We start from the raw sequence: 21,434 nt of genomic DNA, 5'->3' as shown, positions 1-21,434 counted from the left end.
TGCGTTACGCGCACCGTCCGAAAGTTTTGGTGCATTACGGACTCCTACGTAGCGCACCCTACTTATACTTAGATTTTTTTAAATCCAATGGATTGTAATATTACAATATACTTTGAGTAATTTCAACCAAGTACCCAGGACTTTTGTTCAAATCATATCTCACCTAAACTACGAGCCAATTGTCGTATCAGAAAGGCTACTTGCAAGTGTTTGGTATTGAAAGCATCTGGAAAAACATGATCAACTCTAACTGGATTTTCCCTGGTTCTCACAGTTGAGTTATCCTTAAGCCTAATAATCGGACTAGAACTCTTAAAATCTCGCTGATGTACGCGAGTTATTCCAAGAAGGCTTTCTAATATCGAAATTATTGCCAAGGAGAACAGTAAGGGACTTCAGAAATTAAATCTATCCTGATGCGATCGCTTTCATCTTATCTCCTCATTGTTTGTAAACTGTAGTAGCCCAAAATTCTGATGCTTGTTTACTGCTGTAGCTATTATATGAGTGAGAATGGTAAAAAAGAAACGAAAATGTATATTTATGTTGCAGATGTTGTATTCGTTGCTTGGAATAACGAGAAGGGTCAGCTTCTAAAGCGATTGCGTGGTAAAAAATCGCGGCAGAAACTAGCTGATGAAATTGCAGCCACAGGAGGGGAATGCTCCCATCAGAACATCAAAAAACTAGAGTACGGTGAGTCAGAAAGTGTTTCTATTAAAGTATTAGAGGCTATTTGTGCTGCATTGGATATTTCTCTAAGCGACTTCCTTAGCACTCTTGAAGTAACTAATTAAAGTTTTAGATATTTTCTTGATTTTTAGCTACTAAAGTAACTAATATATTGATGAAATCCAAAAAGCGATCGCCCTCCGTCCAAAGATTGCGATCGCCTTTTGTTAAACCCCATCAATGAGGTTACTCAGATGATTGTACAAGATGAATTTGACAACCAAGCCTCGGCTCAAGCAGAGTTTGAGGAATATGTTGACCAGTTAGCTGACGCAGTAGCGCCAGAAATTGAAATTGACTCAGTGCCAGATGATTTGGGAGAACTGTATCGAGTTTGGAACGGTTCCCAACTTCTGGGAACTTTTTACCAGAATCTTGAAGGCAAATGGATAGCGCAACCCTGTAATAGCGATAAAAGACATTGCTGTGACACTTCTGATTCAGCGCTGCTTTTGATTATTGCTGTCAACGGCTTACTGGTCGCGGATGTAGCTTAGAACTCAATATTTTTCTCATCACTTAGAGACGTGGATTTAACACGTCTCTTTTTTGTTTGAAGCTTTTGATCAACAGAACTATGATCTAGAAAGTGTTATTAACTTAATTCGGTTGCTTATAAAGCTCACTTTCTAGAGCTGCTTGTACTCTCTCAGAGCAATTTTCTCGTAGCGCAGCCAGTCTAATCACCTTCCAAGGCTGAATTTCTTCTCCGCAATCATCAAGCCGCTTAATTGCCCACTTAATACGCCGAATCTGAAAATCCTCTACAGTTTCTGTGACTGATTCTAAATAAACCTTAGTCAGTGGCATTTCTGCCAAATGTTTTTCGAGTAGTGCCAGTAAGCTAATACTTTTCCCTATCCTACAAATAGTGATTCTTGCGGGTTTTTCTGCACTCAGAAGTGTTCGTACAGCAGTTTTTACCTTTTCGAGAACTTGCTTGTCCCTTTCTGTCCAGTCAACTTTACCGACGCAAGGGAGAGGCACTTTTAAAGAAGGCGAATTTTTGTTGAGCCACTCTTTGTCGTTTCTGTATAGCCAAATATAGGTTCCCTTACCTAATCCCCTCAAAGTAGTTTTTGAGGCTTCTGGGTACTGCTGTTGTAAAGCGTTCCAAACTTCCCTGTATTTGATTTTGTCATCACTGGCTAAATTTAGATTTGAGTCTAAAACTTCCTGTGAGTCTACTAGCTGATTTTCCTCTGAAGATTTCCAAAAAGTTTTTAGCTTAAGTATAGCAGTATAACGTTTTACTGTTCTGGAATCGACCTTGAGTTGTTTTGCTGTCTCTCGTAGACCTAATTTTTGGATTTCCACCAGTTCTTTTAGCTTTTGCTCCCAGAATTGACCGTATGTTTTGACTTTACCAATTCGCTGCTTATCTTCATCAGTTTCATCAGGGCCAGTCCTGCAATAAACCATCCCACAGGAACAAGAAAAAGTACCTAACGGCTTTTTATTATCCAAACAGTGAGTGACAACAAGATTAGTTATTACTGGCTTAAGATAATGGTCTACCGCAGCATTTAGACACAGCCAAGGCCCTTCACCAAAAGGTTTGTACTGGTAATCCGTGTTGAAAAATTCCTCGATAGAATTCGTCAGAAATCTAATTATGAGTAGATGTCTGATGGGATGAAATGACTTTCTATGCTTCCTAACAATGCTGAATAGCCAGTTTTGCTCATTTTCGTAATTCACCATTGAGTTAACAGCCTCAAGCACTTCAGCACCATAAAAGAACAAGAAATTATCTAGTAGTCTCTTCTGGTTTACTCGCCCGGTTGCCGTTGCAAAATCTTTTTCAGTTAATAAAGCTATATATTTTCTTTGAAACCACTCTAGTTCTCTAGAGAAAAGATTACTAGTTATCAACCATGAAATATCTTGAGCCAGCAGTCGCAATTTCTTTAAAGTCTCTTGACTGTAAGCCTGTTGTATCGGTACAACAGGACAGTTTTCTTGGCTTGCAGCATGGTATTCATGCCTGTTAAAACCTTGTATGGGAATTGTGCTATCTTGCAAAGTCACACCATGAACTGGGCAAACCAGAACCCCTGGTGTTTGATGTAGTCTATGCCAATAGGACTCCCCATAGTTTTGCAAATCTTCTTCCAAACATTTTGGGCAAAATCGCAGATACCTCTGCATCTTTAACGAACTCGCCATAATTCCGGTTCTGGTATGAATATCTCCTCCGAAATCTGCTTTCATAGACTCCATCACCTGACTAGCTCTTTTCGGTGGCAGAAAAACACTGTAGAAAGGATAGAGGGTATATTTATATATCAAATCTTCTACTTGATAATTCGAGATAAATTGTAGATTCTCAATCAACGAATTAAGGTTAGAAGGTAAGTCAACAGTAGCTATTACATCTTGAGAATTAAATAGCTCCCTTAGAGTTATTTTTGGACTAGTGTTACCACTCCTAATGTGGTAACGAGCCAAAATACTGTATAAAATTTCATCTGGATAAGGGGCTGGAAAAAAGCCAAGCATAGATTCTTTCTCATGTTGAAACCTGAAAAGAATATTTTTGTAAATTCCAAAGTGTTTCAAGTTTGTAGCGATCGCCTTCCACACCTTTCTCTCCACAGCAAACAAAATTATGAGGATTTTTGCCCTCTATCATAAATATTTTAGGTATTACACAACGCCTATATTATCAATAACTCAGGTATTACGCAATAACTAAATATCTTTGAGCAATTTATAGAATCTACCCGTAGTCCTTCCTGTTGACTATGATTTAGGAGGTGTGTAATAGCTGGGTACTAATGGGAAAGAAAGGGCAGAAAGGACAAAAAGACGTACCAGAGATGTACGACGAGGTGAAGAAAAGGGTTAACCTAGCCCTTACTCCCACTGGTATTGAAGGATTAGATGCGATCGCCTCCAATTTTGATATCAGCAGGTCGGAGCTTGTGGAGAGAATTGGCAGACGACTGATTTGCCTAGATGTAAATTCCTTCACTGAGGAGGAGATGGAAGCTATAAAAAAGCACTGACTGAATTGATTGCTATTTACAGCGATCAGTTGAACGATCAGGGTTTGTTTACTGGTCTTGGTGCAGTTGAGGGCGATCGTAAATTGCAACTACAAAAGCAGATTGAGCAATGGGAACAAATCCGCACAAAAATTGTTTTTGAAGTATAAGTAGGTAGGCGTAAATAATTATCGTTGGGATAAGGCAGGGAGCAGGGGGCAGGGAGCAGGGGGAAAAAGAGTTTGAGCCTTCTTTACTTTTCTTTACACAGTGTGGTTTTATTGTGCCCACTTACTTAAGCTATGGCAACGAGCAGGAAAATCTTGCTTAACGTCTGACGACATCTAATATTAAAGAACTTACGTAGGGAGCGCTCTTACGCTGGAGTCGATTTCTGCTCAACGTCTGACGACATCTAATGTTAAAGAACCACGGATCTCTCGCCCAAGACGCTTCCAAAAACCCTTCTGCTCAACGTCTGACGACATCTAATGTTAAAGAACGCACTTCGCGTTTATGTTTGACAAGTCTGACAAAGACTGCTCAACGTCTGACGACATCTAATGTTAAAGAACTTACTTGTTCAGTGCAGATGTGAACCACCGAAGGAACTGCTCAACGTCTGACGACATCTAATGTTAAAGAACTTCTTTAAGAACAAAAACGTCTTTCTCTGTATTATTCTGCTCAACGTCTGACGACATCTAATGTTAAAGAACAGCGATGGCTAAACATATTAATCCATCAGGTCTTCTACATAATCTTACAAGCACCTATCATTAGGAGGCACTAAATTTGCAAAATTTAATGGGCTAGGGCGTGTCATCAATTAGATAAACTGGAATCAGAACTGCTGGAAAAGAATAAACACTATTGAAACCGATGACGCGCCGATACGCACTACGAGATGACCAGTGGGAAAGAATCAAAGACCTGCTACCTGGGCGAGAGGGCTATGTGGGAGCCACAGCTAAAGATAATCGATTGTTTGTTGAAGCAGTATTATATCGTTATCGAGCAGGCATTCCCTGGCGTGACTTGCCATCGAGATTCGGGGATTTTCGGGTGATTCACACCCGCTTCAGTCGATGGTCAAAAACAGGCGTGTGGGAGCTGGTGTTTCAGCACTTGGCCGATGATGCCGATAACGAATATGCAATGATTGACTCGACAATTGTCCGCGCCCACCAGCATAGTGCGGGTGCAAAGGGGGGGATGCGTCCACAGAAGCCATTGGTCGCAGCAAAGGGGGATTGAGTACTAAGATTCATGCTGTGGTAGATGCTTTGGGCAACCCACTGAGTTTTCACCTGACACCCGGACAAGCTTGTGATCTTGACGGCTCTGACCAACTGCTACCTAATATTGTGGCGGACACAGTACTGGCAGATAAAGGCTATGATGCCGATGAGCGAGTAATTGAGCGACTTCAGGCACAGGGCAAAACCGCAGTGATTCCTCCTAAACGCAACCGTACCAGACCTCGTGACTACGACCGAGATTTATACAAAGCCCGTCATCTCATTGAAAACTTTTTTGCCAAACTCAAGCAGTACCGAGCGATCGCAACGCGCTACGACAAACGCGCTGCCAACTTTCTGGGTGCAATTTATTTGGCTGCTTCTGTCATTTGGCTCAATTGATGACACGCCCTAGGCTAGCTTAACAACACCCAGAAGGCTTATTGTTGGAACTTTCTGAGGAATTGCAAGCATCCTTAATCATAATGAAAACGCTGAATTGCTGATTCAGTAAAGAATACCGACTTTTTATCTCTTTATGTCGGCTCAACAAGTAGATATCCTTGTAAAAATCTAAATACCCTCATTTTTCAACTAGTTTGAATCGTAGTCCACGATAAATCAGGTGGTTGCCATACTTGGGACTCTTGAAGCTCATAACACTGCCAGCGTGTTCTCTTAGACCCAACATGGTCAACCCAATAGGGTAAGGTTAGCGAACCATCTTCATCTGTAACTAACCACCACAAAGACTCACTATGATACTTCTCAGGTAAAAGGGTAACAGTATTGACTAGATCCCGACTTTCACCTAAACACAGTCCACCAAATCGATTAATAGAAGCTGGGTTCGCAAATGCCTGCTGCAAAAGTTCTGCTAAAGTAGGCTTTGCTTTGTCTGTTTTCACCCAAACTACAAACTCAACGTTCGTTAGCAACTCTTGGTAATCAGGTTTAGCATTCTTAGGGTGGTGGATATCTTTCGTTTTAAACCTACGAAAAGTCCGAATTACAATAGATTTTTCTGGTTTAGACAAGAGCGCGATCGCTAATTGAGTTCCACAATGTTTATAACGATCTGTCTCACCAATCAGAGAAAGTAACATCCCGTACACTGTAGAAGGTGGTGGCACTGGATAGGTTTCAGCGTATTCTCTAGCACGAGATTGGCGAAAACAAGCAATAGGTACTTCAACTTTCAAAGCAACTGTCGTCATGTTAATCGCTCCCCGATGACAACTGCAAATCTTCAGCAATGACCTGTTTTAATGCTTTGACTGCCGACTTCACTCCAGGAAATACATTTGCTCCTAAATCTTCTAAACCTTGAGAAATTAAGCCTCCAATCCATAATTCTTTGGGATCAATATCTCCTACCTCTATCTGTCGCACTAAGTTGGATACTGATAAATTTCCCAGTTCGTCTTGCTCAAAGCAATATAGAAAACGAGGGGAAAAATCATGTGTCCACCGCAGTACAATACTTTCAGGGGAGAAATCATACAAAAAACGGGCATGATTTCCCGCCACTTCACCAATCGAAATCAAACCATCTAGAACAGCATGGAGGCGAGATTTATCTTTGAGGCTATCGGGTGTCAATGCAAAACCATATTGATAACGAGTAGCATGAATCTCTGTGCCATAAAGAGAATTTCGTCCTTTGGCTCCACTGACAGCATTAAAGGTAATGTTTCCCGTAAAGGGTATCATTGATACTGCACGAGTAACTTCTAATACACCCCTCCTAGCAGTTATTTTCCCTTTAGGCTTTTGCTTGCCTTTACGTGGAGAAGTTTGCTTATCCTTACTTTTAGAACTTTTTTTGTTCTCATCTTGAGATGCTCCTTCGGACTCGCCTTCAGACTCATCTGACGCTTCCAATTTTGCTGCTTCTGCCTGCATAAATCCCAAAACATCATCATCAATGAAGCGAATGTCATCAAAGTTGGGGTCTTGCCAAACATGATCCGCTACTGGTTGAGCATTCTCATCCCAACGTCGGTTCACCGGATAGCCAACATTTTGCCAGTAGTACCTTACAGCACTTACGGCAGCTATGAGGTACATCCTCAAAGCTGAAAGCTATGCTAAAAGAGGGGCAAGGAGAAAACTGTATTGCATAATAGCGGGAAGCGCTGTAATGCCCAACGAATCGCCTCAGATGAAATGGTAGTATGAACTTCACCTTTCCAAATTAATTTTTGTAAGGGAGTTATATTACCTTCATTTTCCCCTCGATTATTAGCTGCGGTTCCATAGCTAGTCAAAATATTACCGAATAAATGAAACATTTAAAATTGCCTATTGAATTCATATTTTGTGTTTTATTAAGCAAAGAAATGTGTACTTATTCACTATTAGAATCAGAGATTTCCAATATTTGTTTCTCAACCATATTGCTTTTTGGATAACTAGCAAGAGCAATAAAAGTTAAATCTCTGGCAACTTTCCAATCCATTATCCCAGAAGTTAATGGCAGTAATTCTTCCCAGTGTTTTTCTAGAATGGAAAGTTGACCTGCTCTTCCCCAAAACTCCGCAATAAATTTCCGAAAATTTTCAGCATTTGTACAACGTCCTAGTTGCGATAAAATACGTATATTTTCTCGTTCAATTTGAGCATATTGACCTTCCTTTGTTCGTCCATAAATTTTAGCGTATATTTTCTTCAATGCCTCATGACAAGCTTTAATAAATAGCTTTTGACTTTCTAGATTCCATTCAGAGTTTTGAATCATCTTATAAACTCCATCATTATTAATGAGTTTGAATAAACTTTCACTTTTAAAGATTTGATATAAATTAGCCCACCAAGGAAAGCCCTTTACTAAGTTATTGGCAATAGTTCCCCTAAACATATTGCTAATGATAAAATTTTTATTTTTATACTTAACAATTTGGTACTCTGGAAAATAAATCCGACTAAGCTTATAGATAAAATCTATTATTTCAGTCGCTTCTACCACTGCTATTTCTATGCGAGTTTTTTGCTGCTTTGACCAAACTACCGTTCCAAATAATATTACTTGGCATCGTTTTACTTGATCGGGTATAGCCAATTCTATAATTGTTTCGTAAGTAAGGTATCTTAATGCAGCATCTCCTAAGCTAGATACATTGAAATCCTTGTAATCTAAGTTTCCCAAACTCCAGTATTCCTGGGCATAAATTTCTAAGTCAACCACTTCAGGTATAACTAGGGCATATTGTGTATGTTCCAGTTTGATGTGCGATCGCAAAACAAAATAGTGGCAAGCAACAAGAGCATATAAAAGAGCAAAAGCCAATTGTGGTTTCTCTTCAAACCTAGTTTCTTTTGTAAAAGCGACATGACGAACTACAGATCCCGGATATAGCCACCCTGCTACACCAATTGATTGTCCTAATAATTGACCTTGTTTATCACAGAGTTGTTTAGCAAAATGTTGATGAGCATAGGAAACTGCTTTCTTATACTCGACATCGATTTCTATACCATCAACTATTAATGACCAGGATTTACCGCCGTCAAATTTAAAAACCTGGTTATGTTGGAGAAACGTTCCTGTTATTCCCAAGTGAATATTAATTCGGGTTTCAATATTGATTGAATGCGTATTTAAGCCTGTCAGCGAAATTAGACCTTCTTCATTAATCTGAAAAGATTGCTTTAGCAGCCAGTCTAAAACTACGAAATCCTGCCCTTGCCATTCCAGGCTGATACTGCGATGAGTCAGGAACCAAGTTAAATTACCAGGTCGTTCCGCAGGTATTGGGTATAGTTTTTCTAGTTGCTTGAGCGTCATCCAGAGTCCTGCTATGCCAGCACGATGTATCCAAGTTATGCTTGGATCGCCCAAATTTAACTGAATTTTGGGGTTGACAACACTAGCTACTACGGACATCTTGTTTATTTCTGGGAAATACTCTCAAACCTATATTGGGGTAGTAGTCAAAACCAGCTTTAACTTGCGTTTCCCTTTCTCTTCACAGGCACAAAAACGCCACAGCCCATCTTACGTTTTCCCCCAATGCCATATCTCAGCAATGTCAGCGAATCTTCATCGCTGAGATTAATAATTTCTAACCCAAAACCCACAACCGTAAAGCGCTTGATTTTGATACTTCTACGTTTTGGGCTACCATCAGTATTTTTGGTAATAAAGGCTTTTCCCTGGATACCCAGTTTTTCTAACTGACGCTGTGCTGCTGCTAAAAATGATTCCGGTTCTTGATAACCCTGGATAATCACTATACGCGATCGCAGTCTCTCAGCAGCCTCAAGCAAATGAATTTCAGGAATCCCCAAGCGAATTGTATGCTTGCCAATTTTCAGCAACTTACCTGCTAACGGATAGATTAGACTGATTTTGTCCACAGGTAGGCGAATCTGAAGCCTGGAATTATCAGTCAGATGAATCTGACCATCCTCGCTGGGAATACCTGCAATAGTGTGAATACCCAATGTATTATCCATGTCGTGAACTTGGGATTGAAAATGAGCGATCGCAGAATACAACCCATAACCGTGATCCACAGGTATAGTCTGACCAATGATGCTAAAACATAATTCAACCCAGGGTAACTGAGGCGTTAAAGTTTCTCTTAGGTAGGTTTGGGTTAAAGTTTCTGTTATGGGGTTTTGGGTAGGTAAACTGAAATAGCTACTCATCTCTTTCACCAAATCTGAGGCAACTCATTCTTATTTCCTTACAATACCCGATAGTTTTATATATGAGTTTTTATTAAGGAAAATTAATAATAATTTTCCTTAATAAAAATTGTTTTACAGCGCTTCCCGCTATTATGCAATATAGTTTTCTCCTTGCCCCTCTCCTATCATCGCTTTCAGCTTTTAGGATGTACCTCATAGCTGCCGGAAGTGCTGTAACTATAAAACTATGAACTAATCTTTTATCTAAAAAAATTTTCTAGAGAGTTAGCTAGAAAATTTACAATCACAATATGTATGATTCGGTCAATGACTGGGTTTACATCACAGGCTAGCAGGAAATTAGAAAAATATTTATCGGGATTTTTAATAGAATTTTGATTAATAACTTCAAAAAATTCTTGTCCATAAAAATTAATGATAGATTTAGAAAAATCTTTATCTTTAAATATAAATTTACTACCTGGAAAAAGTGCAATTAATTTCTTATTAACTAAATAATCCTTATATTGGCTGCGAAGCCAAGCTAAACCTTTAAAATCCATATTGTTACTAATTAGCCACTCAACTTCCTTGGCTAATACTATTAAGTTTCGTAAATTTACCTCTGTATAATTTATTGTGTTCGTATTGAGAATACAATTATCTGGGCTTGCAGCATGATAGTGTGTGTTCCGCATTTCGACAAGAACTGAGCTATCATATAGGGCTGAATTATGAACAGAGCAAACCATTACACCAGGAATTTGGTGAAACGTATGCCAGTAACCTTCTCCAAATTTTTGCGTATCTTCTTCCATACATATAGGACAAAACTTGAGAAACTTTTTTGCTCTATCGGTAGAATTAAAAGCTACTTTAGCCATCTCTAAGATAGAGCCATTAAGTTTTTTCTTCATTGATTCTTTTACTATCCAAGCTTCCTGTGGAATTAAAAAAGTCGCATAAAAAGGGTATAAACTATGATTTTGAATTATATTTTCTACAGTCTGCTTTGAACGCAAGGGTAAGTTATTAACTAAATAATTTAAGTTACTAGGTAAAATAACTCTGCATATTTGTTGAGAATAATATCCAAATAGCTCTATTTCTGTTTGCCTGAAACTTGTGTTCCCACTCCTGGTATGATATCGAGCTAAACCACTATACAAAAGCTCATCAGGATAAAGTTGTGGAAAAAAACTGAGCATAAGCCTACTGAATATTGATAAAGTCTTGAAGTGGATTTTTAATTATATCTGCTGCTTTCAAGTCTTGATAAGCAGGAATTTTTTTATTCTTGGCATTTTCGACAATTTGCCGAATATCATTACTCTGATATTTTGGCTTTGTTTTGCGTATATTCGTTTTTGCAGTGCCTTTGCTAACTGGTTCACCTTGCAAAGCATAAATATATGCTTCTTTTACCAACGAAGGAATATCTGCATTATCTTCATTAATTGCAAGAACTTTTTCAGCACACTCTTTAGCTACAGAAGGCTCTACATCTAACTTCACAAGTTCAACAATAATATGACGTAGCTTTACTGATTGATTTCCCCTGTTTTGCTGCTTACGTGCTAATCTGCGAACTTCTTCTAAGTCCCTAGATTCAAGCTCAGACGAACACTTGTTTTTGTATTCTGTAGTATCAATGGGAGCAATATCTTTGTATTTAATCATCCAATCCTGATCTCCTGACCTAATAGCATCCAGCATTGGTTTGACTAAATATAGTCCGTCTTTCGCTGATTGGTGAATCAGGTCAACAGTAATTTTCTCATCACCTCCGAGCGAAATTGCTCTCCATTGAATCATTTTATAGAGCTTGATAGCAATGTCAATAATTCCTTGACACTCGTAGTAGAAAGCTTCGTTAATTTCATCAGAAAAATCAACAGGAGTTTTTGTCCACTGATACTCCCATATTCCCGTGAGAAAAAAATCCCAGTCATCATCTTGAAGCATTCTTTCCCAAATTACACTTCCTTGCCCTGTTCCTCTTCTAGCATTCCGAAAATTACCTTGTAAAATTGGAAAAGCCTCGTTTGTTCCCACTCGAATTACTGGAACTCCGATAGTGTTATCCATTTTGACTAAAAAATTTAATAAATCATCTCTATTCCTTCTTGCGTTCACTAAATTTTGCATTTCATCTATAACCAAAACTCCTAAGTGATGGGTATGAGCAATTTGGGCAACTTGAGCTAACATATAGTCTTCTGAGTTACCTCTAGAACCAAATTTCTTGAAGTAGCTAGTTCCAAGAAGCTTGTCAACAGCAAGAAAAATATCAGTACATAAACCTTTCAAAGAGCCTGCATGGGGACAATCAACTTTCAGCCAAACAATTTGGAAAGTAGTATATTCTGGATGAAGAATGACCTGCGGGTATAAAGACAGAATATTCAGCAGATTAGTTGACTTGCCCATTCCTGATGGGCCAATCAGTGTCAGCCCTGATGCAGAAGTAGGAACATAAACATAATTTTCCAATGTTTTACCGCCGCCATCTTTTATAGCATCATAGATTTGCCTTGACCTACGTGCATATTCTGGCTTCAAAATATTTCGAGCTATATACCCTTGCATAATTAACACAGCAATTACCTTCTGTAGCTCGATTGTCTTGTTCTGTGGATCAAAATATCTCGATAATCGTTCAATACAATGAAATCTATACTGTGACTCTAGCTCCGTCTCTACAGAATCATAATCAGGCAATTTTGTCACTCTTTCAACAAACTCATCTCTTGAAAGGATAGGAGGTAATGCCTGAACTAAGGGATTGATATTGTATTCAGCTAACTTATGGTCACTATATTTAGCAATAGCAGCCCAATCACCATTTGGAATTTCAACCCATTCACGCTCATTCTTTCCGTCCACGTTTACGCTCCAGTCGTTTCTGCTTAAGAATATCAAGATGATTAGGTTGCAACGATTTGGGTGGTTTTAAGCTTTCATTGTTCGTCTCTACAGCTTCCGTGCTAGTTGGAGTTTCTGTTTTTGCTAGCTCAAATCCCTCATTTTCACGTCGTTTAGCCTTTTCAAAAGCCCTATTTTCTCTAATACCAGCAACTTTTTTGCTCTTACTTAATGGTTCATCCTGAGCCGCTTCAGTCATGTTTTCTGCTTTACTAACTATATGTTCTATATCTGCTATTAAATCAACTTTTTCTTGTAGTGTTTTGCCTTGAGTTTTCTGCTGTTGTAATTCTTCGTAAGCAAGCATATACTCAATATCATAAAAGTTTTTGTTAATGTATCTACCTTCTGGGTCAATAAGAAAACACTTTTCAAAATTTCTACCATCCTCTGAGCGGAGGTAAATAAAATTAGGGTTCCTAATATCATAGGAAACTATTAACGATTTCTCTGATTTAGAGAGCATATTGCTTCTAGCTTTTTCAAACCATTGTTCCTTTTCTGCTTGATCACAGCTATAGTACATATTCTTGCCCCTGAGTTTAATGCCTTTAGCAGTGATGGTGGCCTTTTCAGTTGGCATTAGATTTAACTTGACAATATCTTCAGGAAAGCTTCTAAGTCTACCAGAGCGATTAGCGATACCCCATTTCCACAACTCTCTAGGGATAGGAGGTACATCATCAGCAATCATCGCTTCATCCCTCTCATATTCATTGAGAGGTTTATTATTGTGGAAAATAATTAAACGAATAATAATTTCAGCAAATTGGTCTATATCGAGTTTACTATCCAGTCGATAATCTCTTGCGCCTCTTTGTCTAAAATCTGTATCCACATAACCAGGTAAGAAAGGCTTTACATACTCATGAATAATACGAAAGTGCCTTTCAACTAAACCCTTCCAATCTGCTCGGTAGGAAGCTGCATTTTCGATACGAACATAAAGATTAGGGATTAATGTCTCTACAGCCATTCCTGCCAATTCTCCCCTGTCTCCTAGAATTGCATCTGGCATTTGATTACAAGACCATTGTTCTTCAGCAATATCAATGTTATGTTCCTGACAAAGCATGGCTTTATCTGCGGCTACATTAGTTAAAGCCATCATTGCTCCTATCCAAGACGGCCCCTCTAAACCAACATAAAAACCCGTTATCATTCGACTAAAAACATCAATAATTACGTATATAACTGGTCTACCAATTATCCAGTTACGATTGTATTTAGAAACTAAATATACATCTCCGACTGTAGCATCAATTTGATATCGAGAACCGGGGCCAATAGTTTCCATCTTAGAGGTTCCCAAAATAGCTCTGTTTTCCAGAGCAAATCTCTTCGCTCCTATTCGAGATGTCAAAGTTTTTGTTACATCATATTGCTCAATTTGATACCAGTATTTGAATTGAGTAATTGTAGGTATTTTCTCAGTCGGAGTTAGAATAGATTTTCTAACACCATTCTCGTCATATCTAATTCCTTCTTTATAAAATTCCTTTACCATCAACTCGTAAGCAGATGTGAAATAGTTTTCCTTTGGATTATTGTAAAATCTGCTAATAGCTATTCTAAAAATTTTCCTATCTTCTTCCGTGACATTGACCCCTTCACCGATTTCTGGATCGTATGAATATTTTTTAGGTCTTCCTCTCTTCTTGCTTGAATCTCCTCTAATTTTACCCTTACCTGATGAATTTATAAAATCAGGGATCAAAGCATTTTTTGTTTTTCCCCTTTGCCAAAATCGTCTCATGTATCCATAAACAGTTCTTTCTACTAATTTATCTTTTTCTCTTCCGTCGTTATAGCTTTTAATAACTTGCCTTACCAGAGAACCTCGAATATTCCTATAATATATTGAAGGTTCGTGGACAACTAAAGATGAAATTATTTCCCAGGCTTTATCTCTATACTCTTTATCTCTATCTGTTAAATTTTCCTCACGAATTATTCTTGCCCAAGGGTCTTGTTTCTGCTTAAATGCAAGACCTTCAGACATAGCTTCTAAAATTTCAGATACTTTCTTCGGTTCTGGCAAACCTTTTTTAGAATTAACATCAAGAACAAAGGCAATAATATAACCTTCGTCGATCCAAATAATTCTTTCAGTCAGTTGATTATTTCCATCTGATTCCCACTCGATAAGGTCATTTATAAATAAATTTTCCTGCATCTTACTTACCAAGTAATATTTCTAAAATATAATTTTTTCGATCACTTTGCTGGAAGGGCAAGCAGATATTTTTGTCTCCAACATATTTATAATGATTTTTTTTGCGGCAATTAAATGCTTAAAAATATAAAGTGATGTACCAGACTTGATATTCATTTCTTTATCTAGAGCGGTAGTTACTCTATTTATTGCTATATCGTGTTCCTGAAGCCTGGATTTTAAAATAGTTGCTAGCTCATGTAATTGGGCAATATCCATCTCAGAATTTGCTTCTAATTTATAGGCAGAATGAATCCACTCAACATTGTCCGCTAATAGCCTTGGAATTTCATTTTCTGTAACAATTCCCCAGTCTATGCTTTTTGCTAAGTAGTACCGCCTCTCTAATTCCAATTTTTCAATTACTCGCTTTTTCTCTAGCTCTGTTGATTGCTTAACTGTTCGGGCAATCTGAACCTGCTTTCCATTCTGATTTACTGTAAGCATGAAATCAGTTGTTAAGACATAAGGAGTACCACTTTGTAGGTCTACAGGATACTTTATACCCATCTCCGTAGCAATACTCATCGCTAGGTCAAGGTCGTCTAAAGGGAATTGCTCTCTTGTATCTGTGACGACATCTGACCACTCAAATAAATAAAATAATCGTTTTTCTTGGTCTGACAAGAAATGATGTACTCGGTTGCTTTTCCAGCCAGGAGTCCTAGACGACCGACCTTTCGAGGGAAAATCTTGGATTGTAATCCAGGGCTTATAGTCTTTACCACTCCCCCGCCCACGACCTTCTTTTCTATAGCGCTCAAATTTGGCTTGCGTCCATTCTCCTCTGCCTCTAACCATAAAAATAACCCCTGAGAGCGATCGCATATCTGCTTAATACAAGCGTACTCTACAAAGGGTTATTGTTCAACCGAGTTATTTATTGTTTGACCGAATTATTAATTGTTCAGCCGAATTATTCCTCTACAGACGCTACTACCTCTATAAATAGACTATTCCACCGTTACAGACTTGGCCAAATTCCGGGGCTGATCGACATCCAAACCGCGACGGGCGGCAATATGATAAGCCAATAATTGCAAAGGAACTACTGTCAGAATCGGAGAAAGTAACTCGTCTACATGGGAGATGGGAAGAAGATCATTAAATATTTCCGCAGCTTCACCATCGTTGACGGGAGTCACGCCAATTAACCGAGAATCTCTAGCTTTGGCTTCTTGAGCATTAGAAATAACCTTTTCGTAAACACTACCAGGTATTGCGATCGCCACTACTGGTACTTTCGCATCTAAAAGTGCGATCGGGCCATGCTTCATCTCTCCAGCCGGATACCCTTCGGCGTGAATGTAGCTGATTTCTTTTAATTTCAACGCCCCTTCTAAAGCAATGGGAAAGTTAATTCCCCTTCCCACAAAAATAAAATCTTTGGTTTCGGCGAATTCGTGGGCTAGCTGTTCGGTTAAGCGTTCCTGAGTTTCTAAAGTGGCCTCAATTTCTTTGGGAATCTGCCGCAACCCATTAATAATTTTCTCTAATGTATCTTTTGAAACTGTCTGACGACGAGCTGCTAAATCCAATGCCAATGCATAAAATGCCATCAATTGGGCAGTAAAAGTTTTTGTCGCTGCTACCCCAATTTCAATTCCCGCTAAGGTACTAATGATATGCGGTACCAGATGACCAAGGCTGCTTTCCGGGCGATTAGTAATACCCAGTAATCGCGCTTGATATTTAGGTTCTTTCCCTTGGCGACGTTCTTTTTCCATTGTCAAAGCTGCTAAGGTATCGGCGGTTTCACCTGATTGGGTAACGCCAATGATCAAGGTGTTAGCCGTCACCGGTGATGGTGCATAGCGATACTCAGAAGCGTAATGTACCTGAGTTGAAATTCCTGCTAGTTGTTCAAGTAAATATTTCCCGATTAATGCTGCGTGCCAACTTGTACCACAAGCGACAATCTGAATTTGTTCTAAATCGGTATATAAATCCGCAGGTAAACCAAGGTTGATTGGTGATTCGGTAGATTCGGCTGGATGAAAGTAAGCGTCTAAACTAGCTCTTACTACCCCTGGTTGCTCATGGATTTCTTTGAGCATGAAGTGTTTGAATCCCTGCTTTTCAACCATTGCCGGATTGAAGTTGAGCAGTCGGGGTTGTTTTTTCAACCTGTCGCCAGCAAAATTGTAAATCTCAACGCCCAAAGGTGTGAGGCGGGCAATTTCGCCATTTTCCAAAGGTAGCACCGCACGGGTGTAGGCAACGATCGCAGGCGTATCAGATGCACAAAAGAATTCCCCTTGCCCAAAACCAATTACCAAGGGCGCTTGTTGGCGAACAACAATCAATTCATCGGGGTAGTCAGCAGAAATAACTGCGATCGCAAATGCCCCTTTGAGGTGGTTAACGGCTTGGCGAATTGCCTCTAGGAAGGGAGATGAGGCAGATGATGGAGATGATGGGGGAAGATTCTTTAAAAATTCGGCGATGAGATGGGGAATGACTTCGGTATCGGTTTCAGAAACAAATTCGTGTCCTTTTCCTTTGAGTTCCTCGCGTAACTCGCGGTAGTTTTCGATAATGCCATTTTGCACCACCGCCACTCGCTTTGCCGTATCCAAATGGGGATGGGCGTTGTATTCTTCTGGTTTACCATGAGTTGCCCAGCGTGTGTGACCAATACCAATTTGAGCAGGGGTTTCTATTTGTTCCAGTTTAGAACGCAGGTTATGGAGTTTGCCCTTTGCCCGCACACAATTTACCTCACCTTCCCAAATAGTGGCGATTCCAGCAGAATCATAGCCCCTGTACTCTAGTTTTTCTAGCCCAGCCAGTAAAATGTCTGTCGCCGCTTGAGTGCCTATATATCCAACAATTCCGCACATTGTTCACGCCACTTTTTTTCAGGATGATTAAATCCAGTATAGTATCTAGCACAAAGTGGACGTTTTGCAAAGAAAAAAGGGAGTAATTTACTCCCTCTACCACTAGATATTTTTATGGATTTCAGGGTTTTACAACGGATTCCCAGTCAGCTTTTGACTTGATGGTACAAATGCGGCTTCTAGGATTTAGATACCCAGAGATTGTATCCCCAATCTAAAATTACGATTTCCTCACGTGGGGTATGCCCACTGTCGGATGCTAAAAGTGTTTGCTATTGAGACACTTAAAAGTCTTGAGTGCCGAGTTCCGAGTTCTGAGTGAAGGATCAAGAAATTGTTTTTTTGATTTACTTCTTTTTGTCTCAGCACTCAGCACTCGGCATGAGCTTGTTAGTAAGCTAGACCCATACTGCGAGTTGTTTCAGCACCCAGGTAAACCCGAATGCTCAAAAAGTCGGTGGGACAAGCGGTTTCGCAACGCTTACAGCCAACGCAGTCTTCTGTACGGGGTGAGGAGGCAATTTGAGCAGCTTTACAGCCATCCCAAGGAACCATCTCAAGTACATCAGTGGGGCAAGCGCGGACGCATTGGGTGCAGCCAATGCAGGTATCGTAGATTTTTACGGAATGAGACATTGAATAAACGGCTCCTTTCGAGTGTTCTTCTCTGCGAAAGAATCATAATCAACGCATAGTCTACCGCAGTGGTTGATAGGCCGTAATCAAAAGGCTACATAACTTCAAACAATGTAATAAGCACCGAAGATTTTTGTTTTTGCGAGATTGCCCCTATTGACTTATTATCAGCAACATCATAAGAGCGTATTTACCACAGTGATATACCATAACTGGGTTAAACCGTAAAGAGAAATGAAACAAAATTAAAAGTGAATAGGGAGTAGGGAAATCCCCTAATTTCAATTATGGGATTTTGGGTAATAATCTGATTTTGCGATCGCCACTTCCCCGTGCGAACAGAAATAAATTAGCTATATAGGTGACATAGAAGGTTGTTGCAATTACTGATTAATACTGATTTTGCTGTGTAAATGATTAATTTAGAGACTGCGATGCCTAGGTTGGGCTGCGCCTACGCTCACCGATAACTTGTATATTTAACTTTTTAAGTCTGGCAATCTCATAATTTTTGTTTATACATATCAGAGTATTTCAGAAATCGCAAACTCATCAGTTATAGCAGCAAATTCTGTTTTAATATTTGGCACACTAGCCGTCAGTTCCAATTGTTCTTCTAGATTATTTACATCAGGTAATTTATCTTTTATATACTCAGATTCTCGGATTTTTCGAACAACACTTTCTAACAGCCAAAGTTGTTCTTCCAAAGACAAGGCAAGGACGGAGCGTTCAATTTCTAGTAAGACCGGTGAGATCATTTTGATTCGGATTTCCAGGAAGGTGTATTTTTCAAAGATATTATATTCAGTCTATCTGCTTAACCTAGAGCATCGTAAATTCCCCATTATTTTCCCCACGCCTATCATTTCACAAATCATGAGAGATTGCTATAAATAACCAAAAGCCAGTTTTATGAGTTTTTAATTAGGTATTCCTGCTGAAGCAAAATGTACGCTAAACTGGCTACATGAATTACGAAACAGCTCGGAAACTCCTCATAGATCAGACAATCACAACCGAGGAAAACCCAGATGCGCTGTTAACGCGTATGAAACAGGGTAAACCGCCGGTACCCGGTCAGATCACTTCGATTTTGTTAGCATTGAAAGTGGTGTTTGAAGCCCTCAAAGAGGCAAAGAGCCTAGACAGAGAACTGGCTTTAGCCCTTTATCAGTTAACCATTAAGGCACAACAGCTATTTGGCGCAGGGCGTAAAGCCGGGGTTGATTGGCCACCACTACTGAAAGAAGATTTGCTACGAATTTCCTTAGCATCTGAAAGTATCTTTTCGGGTACATGGCAAACCCTACCTCAGATGGAGTTGGGGAAGTTGTAGAACACCAATTCAGTAATCTTTAAATGAGAAGGGACAAGGAGACAAGGAGAATAATTAATGCCCCATACTTCGGCTACGCTCAGTACAAGTGCCCAATGCCCAATACAACTCTTGGAAAGGTTGCGCCAACGGCTTCTCTACGAGACGCTACGCGAACGCGGTAGTTGAGCGTAGCGATGCACTGAGCGTAGCCGAAGTGTCGAAACTCAGTACAAGTGCCCAATGCCCATTAACGAACTTGTAGCTCATTTTCTAACTTGTCTAGGTCAGTTTTGAGGAAAATCGTCATTTGACCGGTAAAAGCTTTGCCCGTCTTGGGTTGAGCAATTTCCACCCAATAGGCGTAGCGATCGCCGACTCGTAATTCTCCCTTCAAGGCTTCCCGAATTGGAGTTTTGGCTAGACGCGCCGAATTAACTACCTTTTGATTGGGATATTCATACACGACTTGGGCGCGATCGTAGTCTTGATAAATCTCCAAGCCATAAATCACCCGTAAGGATTCTTGGAGACGTGCAAATGTCATGCCGTTAATAGCATCATACATAGCAATGCGCTCAGTCCGAATTCTGCCTCGGTCTTTGGAAAACTCCACCCTACCGGGAGGCAATACCGACGCTTGAAAAGTAAATCTTTGGGCGGCTGTATCAGTCTTTTGCACAAATAATTGCTCCCCACTCCTGGGGCGGAGTGTGGGATGTGCTTTAATCCAGGTGCCGACTTCTTCTGTACTTTGCCCTGGTAAAGCATTGGCTTGGGAATCAAAAAGCGTTCTCACACACAGCCCAGCTGCTAAAGAAAAAGGCAAAATCAAACAGTTAAGCAGAGATTTTTTGAGCATTTTGCTATTCAGGATTTTCATGGAAATTTCCCCATTAGGGAGTAACCATAGTCTTCCCGTTTTTCAGCAAGATTATTTCAAGCGTCAACCCAACTTAAGACATCAAGGATCTTACTTATTGATAGTTTTACGATTCTCTAAGTAAAAATTTAAAGTAGTACAATTAAACTATAAGCAGAGAAATTCTTCCTAGGTCTTGCTGTGATAACTCTGTAAGCTGATGTATGAGAGCGAATGAAGGCTAGCTATTATCTAGCAGACTGAAGGGGGTGGTTGTAGTGTTGTCATGTTTTAACGTAGCAGATTACTTTATCTGGTTAGCAAATGAAACAGGCTCTTTTATCAGTAATCTAAAGCTGCAAAAGCTTGTGTACTATGCTCAGGCTTGGCATCTTGCACTCAATGACACTCCTCTATTCCCAGAGGATTTTCAAGCGTGGATACATGGGCCTGTGATACCTGTGTTGTACCAGAAGTATAGGCTTTTTGGATGGCAACCAATTTTAGAAGATGCTAACCCAGAATTACCCCAAGAGGTTCAAGAGTTTCTAGATGAAGTTGCACAAGAGTACTTTGCCTGCGATGCTTATGAACTAGAGCAGATGACTCATGCCGAGACACCCTAGAATTTGGCTAGAGGAAATCTACCACCTGATGAACCTTCCAGCGAAGTTATTCAGAAACAGTGGATGAAAGAGTACTACGGATCTCGTGCCGAAGAAAAAGATTAAGAAGACTGAGGTTGTCAAAGATGGCACATCAGGTATTAAACTAACAAAGCTGAAGCCACCTCAAGGCGTCAGCTTTTCATTTAAATATTATCAGGACAGTAACAGCAAGTTTTCTTGTAGCGAAAAAGAAGTAATTTACTGGCTGACCTTGCTTGATCGGTTAAAAGCCAATACAGTTCAGTTAAGCTTCTCTTCCTTATCTTCCTTCTCTTACTTTGCATCCTTTGCGTCCTTTGCGGTTCGTTAAAAAAGGGTCTTAGCCTTAACTGAACCGTATTGGGTTAAAAGCTCTATCTAGCTTAACCG

The 21,434-nt window shown here is 39.7% G+C and carries 23 protein-coding genes and 1 CRISPR repeat array; of the genes, 8 read left to right on the top strand and 15 right to left on the bottom strand.

The genetic code is table 11. The annotated features are described in order from the left end of the window. Positions 1-503 precede the first annotated feature (503 nt). Together V7K50_RS08545 and V7K50_RS08540 are read left to right on the top strand one after the other, a co-directional pair. Positions 504-797 (top strand): helix-turn-helix domain-containing protein, encoded by a 294-nt coding sequence (locus V7K50_RS08545; RefSeq protein ID WP_334959043.1) that lies wholly within the window; start codon positions 504-506, stop codon positions 795-797. 129 nt (positions 798-926) lie between these two features. Continuing rightward, positions 927-1,229: a hypothetical protein gene (locus V7K50_RS08540; protein ID WP_094341946.1), complete on the top strand. Its 303-nt coding sequence runs from the start codon at positions 927-929 to the stop codon at positions 1,227-1,229. A gap of 103 nt (positions 1,230-1,332) precedes the next feature. Here the strand turns inward: V7K50_RS08540 and V7K50_RS08535 are convergent, their stop codons facing one another. Continuing rightward, positions 1,333-3,234: a TnsD family Tn7-like transposition protein gene (locus tag V7K50_RS08535; RefSeq protein WP_094341981.1), complete on the bottom strand. Its 1,902-nt coding sequence runs from the start codon at positions 3,232-3,234 to the stop codon at positions 1,333-1,335. Positions 3,235-3,244: 10 nt separating this feature from the next. Continuing rightward, positions 3,245-3,367, bottom strand: a complete 123-nt coding sequence (locus tag V7K50_RS08530; RefSeq protein ID WP_334959041.1) for a hypothetical protein — start codon at positions 3,365-3,367, stop codon at positions 3,245-3,247. Between the two features lie 145 nt (positions 3,368-3,512). Between V7K50_RS08530 and V7K50_RS08525 the strand changes: the two genes are divergently transcribed. The 3 genes from V7K50_RS08525 to V7K50_RS08515 all read left to right on the top strand — a co-directional run bounded on the left by V7K50_RS08525 (position 3,513) and on the right by V7K50_RS08515 (position 5,365). Continuing rightward, positions 3,513-3,743, top strand: a complete 231-nt coding sequence (locus V7K50_RS08525) for a hypothetical protein (protein WP_094341947.1) — start codon at positions 3,513-3,515, stop codon at positions 3,741-3,743. A gap of 5 nt (positions 3,744-3,748) precedes the next feature. Continuing rightward, the gene (locus V7K50_RS08520; RefSeq protein ID WP_181154290.1) at positions 3,749-3,892 is read left to right on the top strand and encodes a hypothetical protein; all 144 of its coding nucleotides are present in this window, start codon (positions 3,749-3,751) and stop codon (positions 3,890-3,892) included. Positions 3,893-4,045: 153 nt separating this feature from the next. Then, positions 4,046-4,441: a CRISPR direct-repeat array (repeat unit 36 nt; unit sequence CTGCTCAACGTCTGACGACATCTAATGTTAAAGAAC). Between the two features lie 163 nt (positions 4,442-4,604). Continuing rightward, positions 4,605-5,365 (top strand): IS5 family transposase gene (locus V7K50_RS08515; protein ID WP_373690472.1). Its coding sequence is split into 2 segments (ribosomal slippage): positions 4,605-4,937 and positions 4,940-5,365, totalling 759 coding nucleotides; the frame shifts between segments, so codons are not numbered across the junction. Positions 5,366-5,553: 188 nt separating this feature from the next. On the opposite strand, the gene cas5 is transcribed toward V7K50_RS08515, so the two are convergent. The 12 genes from cas5 to V7K50_RS08455 all read right to left on the bottom strand — a co-directional run bounded on the left by cas5 (position 5,554) and on the right by V7K50_RS08455 (position 18,978). After that, the gene (gene cas5, locus V7K50_RS08510; RefSeq protein WP_104901451.1) at positions 5,554-6,180 is read right to left on the bottom strand and encodes a type I-MYXAN CRISPR-associated protein Cas5/Cmx5/DevS; all 627 of its coding nucleotides are present in this window, start codon (positions 6,178-6,180) and stop codon (positions 5,554-5,556) included. A 1-nt stretch (position 6,181) separates the two neighbouring features. Next, positions 6,182-7,033, bottom strand: a complete 852-nt coding sequence (locus V7K50_RS08505) for a type I-B CRISPR-associated protein Cas7/Cst2/DevR (protein ID WP_334959038.1) — start codon at positions 7,031-7,033, stop codon at positions 6,182-6,184. A 20-nt stretch (positions 7,034-7,053) separates the two neighbouring features. Continuing rightward, on the bottom strand, positions 7,054-7,257 hold the full coding sequence (locus V7K50_RS08500; protein WP_334959036.1) for a hypothetical protein: 204 nt from the start codon (positions 7,255-7,257) through the stop codon (positions 7,054-7,056). Positions 7,258-7,313: 56 nt separating this feature from the next. Further along, positions 7,314-8,849, bottom strand: a complete 1,536-nt coding sequence (gene cas8a1, locus V7K50_RS08495; protein ID WP_334959034.1) for a type I-MYXAN CRISPR-associated Cas8a1/Cmx1 — start codon at positions 8,847-8,849, stop codon at positions 7,314-7,316. A 59-nt stretch (positions 8,850-8,908) separates the two neighbouring features. Continuing rightward, a complete protein-coding gene (cas6, locus tag V7K50_RS08490; RefSeq protein WP_334959032.1) occupies positions 8,909-9,616 on the bottom strand; it encodes a type I-MYXAN CRISPR-associated protein Cas6/Cmx6 in 708 nt (235 codons plus the stop codon). Positions 9,617-9,858: 242 nt separating this feature from the next. Continuing rightward, positions 9,859-10,806 carry a TnsD family Tn7-like transposition protein gene (locus tag V7K50_RS08485; protein ID WP_334959030.1) on the bottom strand — a complete coding sequence of 316 codons (948 nt, stop codon included), beginning with the start codon at positions 10,804-10,806 and terminating at the stop codon, positions 9,859-9,861. Between the two features lie 4 nt (positions 10,807-10,810). Continuing rightward, the gene (locus V7K50_RS08480; RefSeq protein ID WP_334959028.1) at positions 10,811-12,484 is read right to left on the bottom strand and encodes an ATP-binding protein; all 1,674 of its coding nucleotides are present in this window, start codon (positions 12,482-12,484) and stop codon (positions 10,811-10,813) included. Continuing rightward, complete coding sequence (locus V7K50_RS08475; RefSeq protein ID WP_334959026.1) at positions 12,468-14,699, bottom strand: Mu transposase C-terminal domain-containing protein; 2,232 nt, start codon at positions 14,697-14,699, stop codon at positions 12,468-12,470. The genes V7K50_RS08480 and V7K50_RS08475 overlap by 17 nt, the downstream gene beginning before the upstream one ends. 21 nt (positions 14,700-14,720) lie before the next feature. Then, entirely contained in the window at positions 14,721-15,365 is a 645-nt protein-coding gene (locus tag V7K50_RS08470; RefSeq protein WP_334959024.1) for a TnsA endonuclease C-terminal domain-containing protein, read from the bottom strand. Between the two features lie 326 nt (positions 15,366-15,691). Beyond that, complete coding sequence (glmS, locus tag V7K50_RS08465) at positions 15,692-17,581, bottom strand: glutamine--fructose-6-phosphate transaminase (isomerizing) (protein ID WP_334959022.1); 1,890 nt, start codon at positions 17,579-17,581, stop codon at positions 15,692-15,694. 390 nt (positions 17,582-17,971) lie between these two features. Further along, a complete protein-coding gene (psaC, locus tag V7K50_RS08460) occupies positions 17,972-18,217 on the bottom strand; it encodes a photosystem I iron-sulfur center protein PsaC (protein WP_015175986.1) in 246 nt (81 codons plus the stop codon). Positions 18,218-18,741: 524 nt separating this feature from the next. After that, the gene (locus tag V7K50_RS08455; RefSeq protein WP_334959020.1) at positions 18,742-18,978 is read right to left on the bottom strand and encodes a hypothetical protein; all 237 of its coding nucleotides are present in this window, start codon (positions 18,976-18,978) and stop codon (positions 18,742-18,744) included. Between the two features lie 209 nt (positions 18,979-19,187). On the opposite strand from V7K50_RS08455, the gene V7K50_RS08450 reads away from it, so the two are divergent. After that, the gene (locus V7K50_RS08450; protein WP_334803794.1) at positions 19,188-19,556 is read left to right on the top strand and encodes a Dethiobiotin synthetase; all 369 of its coding nucleotides are present in this window, start codon (positions 19,188-19,190) and stop codon (positions 19,554-19,556) included. 229 nt (positions 19,557-19,785) lie between these two features. Here the strand turns inward: V7K50_RS08450 and V7K50_RS08445 are convergent, their stop codons facing one another. Further along, the gene (locus V7K50_RS08445; protein ID WP_334959074.1) at positions 19,786-20,397 is read right to left on the bottom strand and encodes a hypothetical protein; all 612 of its coding nucleotides are present in this window, start codon (positions 20,395-20,397) and stop codon (positions 19,786-19,788) included. Between the two features lie 278 nt (positions 20,398-20,675). Here V7K50_RS08445 and V7K50_RS08440 point away from each other — a divergent pair, with 278 nt between their 5' ends. Further along, positions 20,676-21,023 (top strand): Panacea domain-containing protein, encoded by a 348-nt coding sequence (locus V7K50_RS08440; protein WP_334959018.1) that lies wholly within the window; start codon positions 20,676-20,678, stop codon positions 21,021-21,023. Between the two features lie 85 nt (positions 21,024-21,108). Beyond that, the gene (locus V7K50_RS08435) at positions 21,109-21,375 is read left to right on the top strand and encodes a hypothetical protein (RefSeq protein WP_334959016.1); all 267 of its coding nucleotides are present in this window, start codon (positions 21,109-21,111) and stop codon (positions 21,373-21,375) included. Positions 21,376-21,434: the final 59 nt, after the last annotated feature.

Origin of the sequence: Nostoc sp., assembly GCF_036917135.1 — a bacterium.
Lineage (GTDB): Bacteria > Cyanobacteriota > Cyanobacteriia > Cyanobacteriales > Nostocaceae > Nostoc.
The sequence above is the reverse complement of the archived record's forward strand: the minus strand, read 5'-3'. Positions and strand labels throughout refer to the sequence as shown.

Coding starts and splice junctions, on each gene's coding strand:
- V7K50_RS08500 (WP_334959036.1), bottom strand. CDS start 7,257: ATGTTTCATTTATTCGGTAATATTTTGACTAGCTATGGAACCGCAGCT.
- cas8a1 (WP_334959034.1), bottom strand. CDS start 8,849: ATGTCCGTAGTAGCTAGTGTTGTCAACCCCAAAATTCAGTTAAATTTG.
- V7K50_RS08485 (WP_334959030.1), bottom strand. CDS start 10,806: ATGCTCAGTTTTTTTCCACAACTTTATCCTGATGAGCTTTTGTATAGT.
- V7K50_RS08545 (WP_334959043.1), top strand. CDS start 504: ATGAGTGAGAATGGTAAAAAAGAAACGAAAATGTATATTTATGTTGCA.
- cas5 (WP_104901451.1), bottom strand. CDS start 6,180: ATGACGACAGTTGCTTTGAAAGTTGAAGTACCTATTGCTTGTTTTCGC.
- V7K50_RS08450 (WP_334803794.1), top strand. CDS start 19,188: ATGAATTACGAAACAGCTCGGAAACTCCTCATAGATCAGACAATCACA.
- V7K50_RS08445 (WP_334959074.1), bottom strand. CDS start 20,397: ATGCTCAAAAAATCTCTGCTTAACTGTTTGATTTTGCCTTTTTCTTTA.
- V7K50_RS08530 (WP_334959041.1), bottom strand. CDS start 3,367: ATGATAGAGGGCAAAAATCCTCATAATTTTGTTTGCTGTGGAGAGAAA.
- glmS (WP_334959022.1), bottom strand. CDS start 17,581: ATGTGCGGAATTGTTGGATATATAGGCACTCAAGCGGCGACAGACATT.
- psaC (WP_015175986.1), bottom strand. CDS start 18,217: ATGTCTCATTCCGTAAAAATCTACGATACCTGCATTGGCTGCACCCAA.
- V7K50_RS08475 (WP_334959026.1), bottom strand. CDS start 14,699: ATGCAGGAAAATTTATTTATAAATGACCTTATCGAGTGGGAATCAGAT.
- cas6 (WP_334959032.1), bottom strand. CDS start 9,616: ATGAGTAGCTATTTCAGTTTACCTACCCAAAACCCCATAACAGAAACT.
- V7K50_RS08535 (WP_094341981.1), bottom strand. CDS start 3,234: ATGCTTGGCTTTTTTCCAGCCCCTTATCCAGATGAAATTTTATACAGT.
- V7K50_RS08540 (WP_094341946.1), top strand. CDS start 927: ATGATTGTACAAGATGAATTTGACAACCAAGCCTCGGCTCAAGCAGAG.
- V7K50_RS08455 (WP_334959020.1), bottom strand. CDS start 18,978: ATGATCTCACCGGTCTTACTAGAAATTGAACGCTCCGTCCTTGCCTTG.
- V7K50_RS08505 (WP_334959038.1), bottom strand. CDS start 7,033: ATGTACCTCATAGCTGCCGTAAGTGCTGTAAGGTACTACTGGCAAAAT.
- V7K50_RS08525 (WP_094341947.1), top strand. CDS start 3,513: ATGGGAAAGAAAGGGCAGAAAGGACAAAAAGACGTACCAGAGATGTAC.